The sequence below is a fragment of the Microcoleus sp. Pol7_A1 genome (genome assembly GCF_036701085.1).
Taxonomy (GTDB): Bacteria; Cyanobacteriota; Cyanobacteriia; order Cyanobacteriales; family Microcoleaceae; genus Microcoleus; species Microcoleus asticus.
In genome coordinates this window covers 1-11,796 of the sequence record NZ_JAUBQD010000075.1, presented here as the reverse complement: position 1 = coordinate 11,796, position 11,796 = coordinate 1, and the positions used below count along the sequence as shown (strand labels likewise).

The 11,796-nt window shown below is 45.8% G+C and carries 10 protein-coding genes; all 10 read left to right on the top strand.

Translation table 11 applies throughout. The features are described from left to right. The first annotated feature begins 178 nt into the window (after nt 1-178). Nucleotides 179-352, top strand: coding sequence for a hypothetical protein (locus tag QUA20_RS27645; RefSeq protein ID WP_333193061.1), 174 nt, complete (start codon nt 179-181; stop codon nt 350-352). Nucleotides 353-682: 330 nt separating this feature from the next. Beyond that, complete coding sequence (locus tag QUA20_RS27640; RefSeq protein WP_333193059.1) at nt 683-880, top strand: transposase; 198 nt, start codon at nt 683-685, stop codon at nt 878-880. 754 nt (nt 881-1,634) lie between these two features. Then, nucleotides 1,635-2,687: a hypothetical protein gene (locus tag QUA20_RS27635; protein ID WP_333193057.1), complete on the top strand. Its 1,053-nt coding sequence runs from the start codon at nt 1,635-1,637 to the stop codon at nt 2,685-2,687. Between the two features lie 131 nt (nt 2,688-2,818). Next, complete coding sequence (locus QUA20_RS27630; protein WP_333193055.1) at nt 2,819-3,280, top strand: chemotaxis protein CheW; 462 nt, start codon at nt 2,819-2,821, stop codon at nt 3,278-3,280. Between the two features lie 108 nt (nt 3,281-3,388). Further along, a complete protein-coding gene (locus QUA20_RS27625) occupies nt 3,389-4,996 on the top strand; it encodes a methyl-accepting chemotaxis protein (protein WP_333193053.1) in 1,608 nt (535 codons plus the stop codon). A gap of 8 nt (nt 4,997-5,004) precedes the next feature. Continuing rightward, nucleotides 5,005-6,300: a CheR family methyltransferase gene (locus tag QUA20_RS27620; RefSeq protein WP_333193051.1), complete on the top strand. Its 1,296-nt coding sequence runs from the start codon at nt 5,005-5,007 to the stop codon at nt 6,298-6,300. Nucleotides 6,301-6,315: 15 nt separating this feature from the next. Then, nucleotides 6,316-8,022: a methyl-accepting chemotaxis protein gene (locus tag QUA20_RS27615; protein ID WP_333193050.1), complete on the top strand. Its 1,707-nt coding sequence runs from the start codon at nt 6,316-6,318 to the stop codon at nt 8,020-8,022. Nucleotides 8,023-8,401: 379 nt separating this feature from the next. Continuing rightward, a complete protein-coding gene (locus QUA20_RS32190; protein WP_445304724.1) occupies nt 8,402-8,791 on the top strand; it encodes a chemotaxis protein CheW in 390 nt (129 codons plus the stop codon). 2 nt (nt 8,792-8,793) lie between these two features. After that, nucleotides 8,794-11,136, top strand: a complete 2,343-nt coding sequence (locus QUA20_RS27605; protein ID WP_333193046.1) for a hybrid sensor histidine kinase/response regulator — start codon at nt 8,794-8,796, stop codon at nt 11,134-11,136. Nucleotides 11,137-11,230: 94 nt separating this feature from the next. Further along, nucleotides 11,231-11,796, top strand: a 566-nt coding sequence (locus tag QUA20_RS27600; RefSeq protein WP_333193043.1) for a response regulator, incomplete at its 3' end; no start/stop codon positions are given.

The following is an 11,796-nucleotide window of genomic DNA, read 5'->3' as shown; positions in this document are numbered from 1 at the left end:
TCAAAGTTAATGAAAGCATATTCCCTCGCTCTCCGGCAAAAAATAGTGACAGCACATATGTCCGAAAAGATGTCAATATAGTCAAAGTTAATGAAAGCATATTCCCTCGCTCTCCGGCAAAAAATAGTGACAGCACATATGTCCGAAAAGATGTCAATCAGGAAAGTGGCGACTAGATTTGCTGGAGCGTAAAAGTTTAGTCCAAAAACTGATAAAACAACAACAAACCGAGGGGGATTTACAGCCCAAACAGAGAGGAAAACCGCAATTGAGTCATCTGACAAATGCCGAACCAGAAATCAAAGCACTGGTGGCAGAGCATCCAGATGCCAATGCAGGTAGAGTTATGTGAATTATTTGCTCATCAGACTGGAAATTGGGTGAGCCGAACGGCAATGTGTCGGCCCAAGCAGAAGTTAGGATTAAATCGTAAAAAAAAACATGGTATAGTAGCCAAGCCGCAACAGAAAGAGTCCAAAAATTAAGAGTAGAATATTGGGAAACGATCAAACATATCGAGCCAGAAAACCTGGTATTTTTGGATGAAACAGGGATTCTACGCTCGTTTGACCAGAACTCATGCCCGTTCGCAACCGGGGACAAGAGTATCCTCATTAAAACCATTTTATCGAGAGGCTAAAGTTACAGCCATTGGCGCAATTAGTATCAACTGCTGACAGTAATGACAATAAATGATTCAATGGATGCAGCAGCAGCATTTGCCGTATTTATTGAGAAGTTTTTGTGTCCTCAATTATGGGCAGGAGCAGTAGTAGTGATGGATAATTTACCCGCTCATAAACTAGCATCAATTGTACCAATGATTGAAGCTGTAGGCGCGAGGGTTATTTGTTTATCTCCTTACTCTCGCCTATTTTAACCCTATTGAACTCTGGTAGTCACAACTCAAATCCTTTTTGCGGAGGTTCGCTCCAACTAACGCATCTATGATTGATAGAATAATAGCAGTTGCCCTCAATTTAATAAATCCTCAGCATTTATTAAATTGGGAAAGCTAGCTGTTGCTATTGTACCTCATAACAGCGGAAACCGCTGTATTTATGACTACCCTAAATTAAAGCTCTTAAAAAGCTGCGGTTTTGGATGCGAGAAATTTGATAATTTTTGAAATACGGGCATTACTTTTTTGGTATTTTCCTAAAAAATTAGCACAATAAGTACGGAAGAGCCGTTCACACCGGAGGTGTATTGTTATACAAAATTTTAGCAATTTCTGACGTACAGCTTTCCAATCGCTCTAGTTCTTCAGGAGTCATGGCTCTTTCTCTCTACTCTTTTTTAACGTTTCTTTGGATTTTACCCATTTTAGGCTGATTTAGAAATATTTACAAAACCGGGATGCTCCCGACGTATTTGCCACACACATAGCAGGTTTAGGCTATGTTTGAGCTTGAATTTTGTTCAAGTCTCGTTAACAGCAGAAGTAGGGCAAGCAAAGCAGGCAATGTGGCTAGACCGTCGCCTTTTATTTCGGGTATTTACAATTTCGTTTATCGTTCTGAAAGCGTCATCTCCTATATGGCGATCATCGTAGGTGGATAGACAATTAATGAACTTTCTGCAAGCATCGTTAGGTGGTAAAATCAGAGGTTGCTTAGCAAGGGAGTTGATGAATGAGGGGATATATTTCTAAACTGAATCATCCTGCCGTTAGAGGAGTTGTCAAGGGACTACCCCTAATTGGTTGCTTGCTGATCGCGGTTTTTAGTTGCTGGCTGTCTCAAACTTTGCCAGTTCAGGCAGAGGCTGTTACATCTCCAAAAAGTTGTCAAATTGGAGTTTACTTGACATCCTTGCGAGATTTTCATCCAGCAGAGAAATCGTTTATTGCAAACTTCTGGGTTTGGAGCGTTTGTCCTTTTCAGACTCCAAAACCTTTGGAAAGCCTGAAGGTTGTCAATAGCAAGGAAGTTAGCAAGAATTACACAAGTTTTTCCCGAAGCGAAAATCTGTCGGATACATTTAAGGCAAGTAAAAACGTATTCTGGTCTGAAGAGGAGATTAGCGCAACTTTATATCACAACTGGGACACAAAAAATTATCCATTCGATCGCCATGTATTGCAAATTTCCCTTGAGGAAACACAGTTAGATGCTTCCATCTTCGTTCACGCCCCAGATTTTGCGAACACAGGCTATCCGAAAGACCTGGATTTGGAAGGTTGGGAAATTAGAGATTTTAGAATTTATCAAGAAAATTTTCCTTATAGAACAAGCTTTGGTAGTCCGGGAACAAAAAGAGAACTAAATTCCCGATCGCGCTTAGTTATTTCAATTACAATCAACCGCGAGAGTAAAGTTAGCTTTTTTAAACTTGTGATGGGAGTTTATGCTGCTGTTGCACTCTCAATAATGGCATTGTTGCTGGATGAAGAACTCATGGGCATCCTTGTGGGTAATTTGTTTGCAGTTATAGTAAATCTGCAAGCAGCGACCTCTGATTTGGGTAGTAGCAATTCTGTCACCCTGATTGATTTCATCCACATCATCGCAATCATTTACATCTTCATAACAGCAATTGTGCTGGTCTACACTCGATTTTTAAGTGAAGCAGACCAGTCAGATTTGTCACGGTATTTTAGGCGCCGGCTTGCTGTTCCGATCCTGGCTGGATCGTTCGTTGTTGTTAATATTGTTGTCATTTCTCATGCGGCGATCGTGGGTTAGATCGAAACGCCAGTGCACAAAAGATTACGAAATAATTTAATCCTTGCTCCTTTGGCAATTCTGTGCTAACATTGAAGCAGTTTATATTGCAAAAATATTCAGTTATCCCTAATAAAAACTGATAGTTACAAGTGCTAATTCTACTTTTCTACGCTGGGAATGACCTCTACGCGATCGACAGTTCGTACATTGTTGAGGTAATTCCACGAGTCAGTCTCAGAAAGGTGCAGCAGGTACCAGAATACGTGGCTGGTTTGTTTAACTACCGGGGAGTAGTCTTGCCAGTGATTGACCTGTGCCATTTGATCCAAGGAAGCCCCTGTAAATCGCACCTCAGTACCCGCATCATGATCGTCAAATATCCCCGCCAGAACGAATCGGTGCAATATTTAGGGCTGATGGCAGAGAGAGTGACAGAGACACTCAGTATATCAAACAAAGATATTAGGGATTCCAGCATTCGGGTTGAGGAAGCACCCTACTTAAGCGGCACAATTGTCGATGAAAAACGGATAATTCAATGTGTCCAGCTTGAGCGACTTTTCAGCGATGAGCGACATACTTATTTGCTCATGGGTGAAGGAAATTCATGAAAAGGAGTGCCGATCAAAATATGTTTAAATTAGGAAGAATAAGCCTTTAATCGAATCCGCTCCAATTCGTTCACCCTACCAGTATTAATTTCTCAACCCTCAACTTAGATGTTCAACAGAATCACTCCCCGCATTGTACTTGGCTTCTCGGTTCCTATCCTGTTCCTGATCTTGCTCGGCTCTGTGCTGTTTTCAGGCATTACCGGTTTAGTTAAATTGCAGGAAGAGTCAAACCAAACCGCTGATAGCATCAGAAATACTGACGAGTATGCTTATTCTGTCGCTAGGATCATTGCCAGTATCCGAGGATACGCCCTCTATCCTAAGGATCAGTACTACCGAGGGACTTATGATAAAGCCCGAGAAGAAATGCTTCAACATAAGGAGAATTTGACAAGGGTTAGCATTTCACAAGCTCAAGAACCAATTAACCAATTGATCCAGCTTGGTGATGAGTACGATCGCATTGCAGCGACTGTTTACCCGCTAGTCGATGCTAATAAGCTGGAGGAGGCGAAACAAGCAATTTCAATTCCCCGGGTTGCCAAACTTGAAGCATCCCGAACCGGAGCCAATAAAATTCTTGAAGCCCGACAGGATGAGCTTTTGCTCGCAGCCAGGAACTCTAAGCAGTCTCAGTCTTTGCTGATATTTCTGGGAACGCTGTTGACGATGGCGGTAACGCTAGCGATGGGTTTGTGGGTTGCAGCGCTTGCTGTCCCAATCCGACGAGAGCTTCCAAAGGTGGTGGAAGCAGCAGAGAAAATTGCTGATGGAAATTTACAGCAAACAATTGAGCTAAACAACGATGGTAGCGAAGTTGGCAAGTTGATGACAGCATTTCACCATATGTCCAAAAAGCTCAATTCGCTGATTCTCCAGATGCAAAAATCGGGAGTGCAAATTAGCACTTCCGCAACTCAGATTGCAGCAGCCGGTAAAGAGTTAGAAGCTACTGTTACAGAACAGCTCGCCTCAACTAATGAAGTGAGTGCAACCTCCCAGGAAATTGCCGCCACTTCTAGAGAGCTAGTCAAGGTGATGGACCAGGTTGAGCTGATGGCGCAGTCTACAGCAATTGCTGCTGGTGCCAGTCAAAATGACTTAAACCGGATGGAAACGGTAATGCGCCAACTTTCAAATGCGACTACTTCCATTGCCACTAAACTTGGGGTCATGAATGAAAAGGCAAACAACATTAACAGTGTTGTCACGACCATTAACAAGGTTGCCGATCAGACCAACCTGCTGTCCTTAAATGCCGCGATCGAGGCAGAAAAAGCTGGAGAATACGGGGCTGGTTTCGCAGTTGTAGCACGGGAGATCCGCCGATTGGCTGACCAAACTGCCGTCGCCACTCTGGAAATTGCCCAGATGATTAAGGAGATGCAGTCGGCAGTTTCTACTGGCGTAATGGAAATGGATAAGTTTAATAAATCTGTTGTTGATAGCGTTGCCGATGTCAGCAAGATTAGCGATCAGGTTGCTCAGGTAATTCAGCAGGTGCAAGGATTGACCCCACGCTTTGAGCAGGTGAGCCAGAGCATTGAGGAGCAATCAATGGGAGCACAACAGATTAGTGAAGCTATGGGGCACCTGAGTCAAGCATCTCAGCAGACGGTGGACGCTTTACGGGAGACGAACAGTGCTGTAGGGCAGCTTGATGAGGCAGCAAATGGATTACGATTAGAAATTTCTCGATTCAAAACCGCTTAGGCTTACAGATGGTACTATCTGCGATCGCGACATTACTGAGCAAAACAATAGGCTTAGACCCCGATACAATTGGCTCCAATCGGATTGCCAGAGCAGCCGAGAATCGTCGAGTCGCCTGTAAATTGCCTGACCTGAAGAGCTATTGGGCACGGTTACAAACCTCCGCTTTAGAATTAGACGAGCTGATCGAACTACTCGTCGTGCCAGAGACCTGGTTTTTCCGAGATGGCAAACCGTTTGATTACCTGAAAACCTACGTCACCTCGGAATGGCTGCAGTCCCCAAACCGCAATCCGCTCCAACTGCTGAGTGTTCCATCCTCTACGGGCGAAGAACCTTATTCACTGGCGATCGCCCTACTAGAAGCGGGTCTGCATCCGAAACAGTTCGCGATCGATGCGATTGACATTAGTCATCGATCGCTGGCAAAGGCAAAGCGCGGAGTCTACACCAAAAACTCCTTTCGCGGCGATGTTTGGACAGGCCGAGAGCGCTACTTTCAGCAAACGGCGGAGGGTTACGAACTATGCCAGCCCGTTAGAGGACTCGTCAATTTTCAGCAGGGGAATGTAATGACCTCCCTGACGCTCATTCAAAAGAAATACGATATCATCTTCTGTCGCAACTTGTTGATATACCTAAAATCCGAAGTTTGCTCGCAGGTATTAGCAGCGATCGATCGCCTACTCATACCAGGAGGGTTACTGTTTGTTGGAGCGTCTGACACTGGAAAAATTGTCGCCGACCAGTACGTATCTGTCCGTCAGCCTTTCACATTTGCTTATCGAAAATCGAAACCATCGCTGCCAAAACAGGCACCCCTCAATATTACTCAACTCAGACAGGTGCCATCTCAACTAATAACTCCTCAAACTATTGCCAAACAATCTTTAGGAGGGAAAATTTACTCGGCCCCAGACACTCAGCAAATCAAAGAATCCGATCCATCTGCGAGTTCAAAGGATTTAAGCCCTGAAGCAACATCGTCTCTTGATTTACAAACAGTGAAAAAGTTAGCGGATGACGGGCGATCGGCAGAAGCGATCGCGCTTTGTAACTCGTATCTTGTTCATCATCCAACGAGTGCGGCTGCCTACACTCTCTTGGGAGAGCTGTATCAGGCCCACCAGCAGAATGTCCAAGCAGAGCGATGTTTTCAACGTGCTATATACTTGGAGCCAACCTCTTATGAAGCGTTAGTTCACCTCGCCTTACTGAAGGAAAATCAAGGCGATAAAGTAGGGGCAAAAATCATTCAGCAGCGAATTCAGCGCTTGCAGCACAGTCTCAGAACAGAAGCTTAGAAAGGGAAACGTGATATGTTCAAAAATCTCTCCATGCAGGCACGCCTCATCTTCGCGTTCATGTTCATGGGGATTTTGGTGCTGATTGTAGCACTGGTAGGCCTGAGCGGCAGTTCTCGCTTGAGTAAGCACATCGACTCCCTAGCCAGCAATAGTGTGCCCAGCATCTCCGGCTTGTGGAAAATTAACGAAGGAAAAACCCAGATCGAATCATCAGAACGGGGCTTGCTGAATATCAATCTAAACAAAGATGCGCGGCAGGCAGAGATCGATCGCATGGATAACGCCTGGAAGCAAATTCAGGAAGGGTTTGAGCAGTACGAAGCGGCTCCTAAGCCTGACGCTGAACAGAAGGCATATAAAGACTTTTTGAATACGTGGGATGCGTGGAAGAAAGCCCATGAGGAATTTTTGAGGCGTAATCTCCAGTTTGAGAGCCTGGGAGTTTTCAATATATTTGAAAATTCAGCGGGGAATGCTGGTTCGGCGATCGCTGCCTACAAAGAGCTGGATAAGCAAGTTCAGGTAAACCGTCAACCCTTCACAGATGCCAGCAATAAACTTTTGGAGGTGTTGAAAATGAATCAGGAGGTGACAGCGGAAACAGAACGTGTATCGGCGAAAGATGTTTCTCAAGTCGGATTTTGGGCATTTGTGGCAATCATGATCGGTCCGGGAACCGCCATCTTATTTGGAATTTTCTTTAGCAACACGATCGCCAAACCTCTAGGAGCCAAAATTGCAGGGGTAGTTGACATTGCCCAAAAGATTTCAGCCGGAGACTTAACCAGCCAAATTTCACTCGCTGACCAGCAAGATGAAGTGGGTCAATTGCAGAATGCCTTTTACACCATGAATAAAGACCTGAATGCGCTAGTCAACCGCATTCAAAAGTCAGGCAATCAAATCACCAGTTCTGCCGACCAAATTACGGCATCTGGAAGAAACCTGGAAGCAACGGTTACAGAACAGGTTGCTTCAACGAATGAAGTCAGTGCAACGGCTCATGAAATTGCCGCGACATCAAGGGAATTGGTGAAAACAATGGAGCAGGTGGCGGCAATGGCTGAACAGACAACAGTGGCAGCAGGCAACAGTCAAGACAATCTGAACCACATCGATTCTGTGATGCGCCAGTTGCTAGAAGCTACTCAGGTAATTTCCTCCAAGCTGGAAATCATGGACAAACGAGCCAATAATATCAGCAGAGTGGTGACAACCATCACGGTTGTGGCAGATCAAACCAACTTGCTTTCGCTGAATGCAGCACTCGAAGCAGAGAGAGCCGGAGAATACGGCGCGGGCTTTTCGGTTGTGGCGCGGGAAATTCGACGGTTAGCCGATCAGACTGCTGTTGCGACTCTAGAAATTGAGCAGATGATTAAGGAGATGCAATCGGCAGTTTCTACCGGCGTGACAGAGATGGATAAGTTTACCAAGTCTGTAGTTCACAGCGTCGAAGAAGTAGGCAGAATTAGCGAACAAGTTGCCGAAGTCATTCAGCAGGTGCAGGGATTGACCCCACGCTTTGAGCAGGTGAGTCAGAGCGTCGATGAACAATCTCAGGGAGCGCAACAAATTAGCGAAGCAATGGAGCATCTGAGCCAAGCATCTCAGCAGACAGCAGGCTCGTTGCGAGAAACCAATCACGCCTTAGAAGAACTTGACGAAGCTACTCATAGCTTAAAGACAGAGATTGCGCGATTCAAAGTGATGGCATAGAAATTAAAAATAGAGAAATTCAACAATGGAAAATTATTTGAATACGGTATCTATACCAGACGATTCTGAATTTGACCATCCCACACTGAACGATTGCTGGAATCAGATTGGGGTGATGGGCGATCGCACCTGTGGCGAACTGAAGACGGTTATTCACTGCCGCAACTGCAAGGTTTACTCGGCGGCTGGACGCAGCTTGCTAGAGCGCAATGCTCCACCAGAATATCTCCAAGAATGGACAGACATCTTGTCAGAAGCTTCCACACAGCAGGTCGGAGTGGGAGAAGGAATGCTAGTTCGAGCCACAGATACCCTTTCTGTAATCATTTTTCGTCTCGGTAGCGAACGGTTAGCATTGCCAGTCAACATCTTGCAAGAAGTGACTCCCCCTTACATCATTCATGCCGTCCCTCACCGCACTAACTCTGTATTTTTGGGGTTGGTCAACATTCGCGGTGAAACACTTCTCTGTATTTCGCTCAGAGACTTACTCGGTCTAGGGCCTGTCGCCGAATCAGCAGATTTCTCCAATACGATTAATCCGCAACGGATGATTGTGGCTGGGAAGAATGAAAACAAGTGGGTGTTTCCAGTGGATGAGGTTCATGGAACTTACCGCTTTCATCTTAATGAGTTCAAAGACGCTCCTGTTGTCATTTCCAAAGCATCGGAAGCTTACACCAAAGGGGTAGTTACTTGGCAAGGCAAGAAGATCAACTTTTTGGACTCTGAACTATTCTTTTACACCCTAAGTCACAAGGTTTTTTGACCATGAGCGATGATTCTATGCTGGAGCTATTTCGACAAGAAGCTGAGACGCAGATTGCGATCCTGACTCAGGAACTACTGATCTTGGAAGCCAACCCTCAATCTGAGGATGCACTGGAAGCGCTTATGCGGGCAGCTCACTCGATGAAAGGTGCGGCTCGAATTGTTTCTCTAGATGCTGTCACTACTCTGGCACACTGGATGGAAGATTGCTTTGTGGCAGCGCAGAGCCAGATCGTCACGTTAGGTTCCGACCAAATTGATGTTTTGCTGCAAAGCGTTGATTTGCTTCAAGGGCTCAGTCAGGTAATGGAAGTCGATTTAGTTGAATGGTTGGCCCAAACAACTGGAGAGTTTGAGAGGTGTTATGAGGCGCTAGCTGCTCTGCTACCTCCAGATTTTCGCGATCGTCGCTCAACGTCCCTGGTTCCAGCCGATCAAAACTCAGCGTTGAGCCAAATCGCACGGGGGGAAACTGCCACGGTCGATCCGATCGCCACCCCAACGGATCGGGAGGTGCGATTCTCGGCAGAAAATTTGAAGCCAGCCCTGAGCCAAAGCGCACGGGGGGAAACTGCCACGGTCGATCCGATCGCCACCCCAACGGATCGGGTGGTGCGAGTCTCGGCAGAAAATTTGAACCGGATTATGGGGTTGGCGGGTGAATCGCTGGTTGAGGCAAATTGGCTACAACCCTTTGCCGATTCCTTTACCGCCCTCAAATCTCGTCAATTAGAGCTTTCTAGGCTTCTAGAAACGATCCATACTGCGTTAGCGAACAGTCCAACTAATTCAGAAAGCCTGCAAGTTCTGGATACAGCTCGACGTAAAGCACGAGAATGTCGGGAAACTCTCACTGATCGCTTGGGTGAACTGGAACTATATGCTCGTCGCACAACCAACTTGAGCGATCGCCTTTACCGAGAAGTGATTGCTTCCCATATGCGTCCATTTATTGATGGAGTACAAAGCTTTCCTCGCATGGTTCGTGACCTAGCACGAGGATTGAATAAGCAGGTCAAGCTAGAGATTGTCGGTCAGTCAACCCCAGTCGATCGTGATATCCTCAAAAAACTGGAAGCACCTCTGACTCACATGATTCGTAATGCCGTCGATCACGGAATCGAACCGCCATACGAGCGATCGGCAGCAGGCAAACCTATGGAGGGAACAGTTCGTCTAGAATCATTTCATCGTGGCGGTATGCTGGTAATTACAATTTCCGATAACGGAAGAGGAATTGATCCCGACCAGATGCGCCAAAAGATTATCGATCGGAATTTAGCTTCACCCAAAACGGCTGCTCAACTTACCGAAGCTGAAATCATCGAGTTTCTGTTTCTACCTGGATTTTCTACAGCCGAACAAGTGACTGAAATTTCAGGACGCGGTGTGGGATTAGATATTGTCAAAAGTATGGTGCAAGAGGTTGGTGGAACGATCCGCGCCACATCTCAATTCCGAAATGGTACTAATTTTTACTTGCAACTTCCCCTCACGCTCTCTGTTGTCAGGACGCTAATTGTCGAGATTTCTGGTGAACCTTATGCCTTTCCCCTGGGACGAGTGGATCAGATTGTCAAACTCGACAAATCGGACATTTATGTTGTGGAAGGTCGCCAATATTTCACTAAAGATGGTCAAAATATCGGGTTGATTGCAGCGAGCCATGTTCTGGATTTACCGGAGGCTTTATCCTTCGATGATGCGATCTGTGTAGTTGTGATCAGCGATCAATCCAACGCTTATGGCTTGGTTATAGACAAGTTTTTAGGTGAACGGGATTTAGTGGTGCGTCCACTCGATCCGCGTTTGGGTAAAGTTCGGGATATTAGTGCCTCTGCTCTAATGGATAATGGCTTGCCTGTTTTAATTATGGATGTTTCTGATTTGGTGGAATCCATTGACAACTTGCTCAACAGCGGTCAAATGAGACCTGTTGATGTCAACAAAGCCAAAAAAGCAAAAGGCAACGCTCGCCAACGCATTTTAGTTGTGGATGATTCCATTACTGTGCGCGAAATGACCCGAAAGCTGCTGCAAAATCGAGGCTACGATGTGGATGTTGCCGTAAACGGAATGGATGCTTGGATAGCCATTCGGGGCAATCATTACGACCTTGTATTGAGCGACATCGATATGCCTCGCATGAATGGCATTGAACTTGTCAAGCAAATTAAAAATCATCCCACATTCCATTTGCTTCCGGTCATTATCGTGTCGTACCGCGATGCCGAAGAAGATCGTATTCAGGGTATGGAAGCTGGGGCAGATTATTACATCACCAAAAGCAGCTTCCATGACGACACATTAGTTAACGCGATCGTCGATCTGATTGGACAATAGCCTTTTCAGGAGAGTTACCTAAGGATTAACGGTAAGTTAAAAATTATGATTTTCCTATGAAAAGATTTACAGTAAATAGATCCACGCTCAAATAATGCCTGTACTTAGAATGAGAATTGCGATTGTCAATGATATGGCTATGGCAGTGGAAGCCCTCAAGCGAGTGCTGCTAACCGTTCCAGGTTATGAAGTGGCATGGATTGCACGGGATGGTGCAGATGCGGTTGCCCGCTGCGCCAAAGACACCCCCGACTTAATTTTGATGGATCTATTCATGCCAATCATGGACGGTGTGGAAGCTACCAGCCAGATCATGAAACAGTCTCCCTGTGTGATTCTGATTGTGACGGCAAGCGTCGGCAAGAATGCCGGGAAGGTGTTTGAGGCAATGGGGCATGGTGCCCGTGATGCAGTGAACACTCCCGTCTTGGGAATCCAAGGAAGTCCAGATTCTGCCCAACCGTTACTGACAAAAATTGCGACTCTTAGCAAGCTAATTGGCAAATCATCTCAAAGCTCAACTCCAAAATCCCAAACTTCAAAATTTACTTCATTCTCCACACCTTCCTCTCTACTTCCTCCGCTAGTGGCGATCGGCTCCTCAACAGGTGGTCCCAAAGCTCTAGCCGCCATTCTCTCCCGCCTACCAGCAAACTTCGG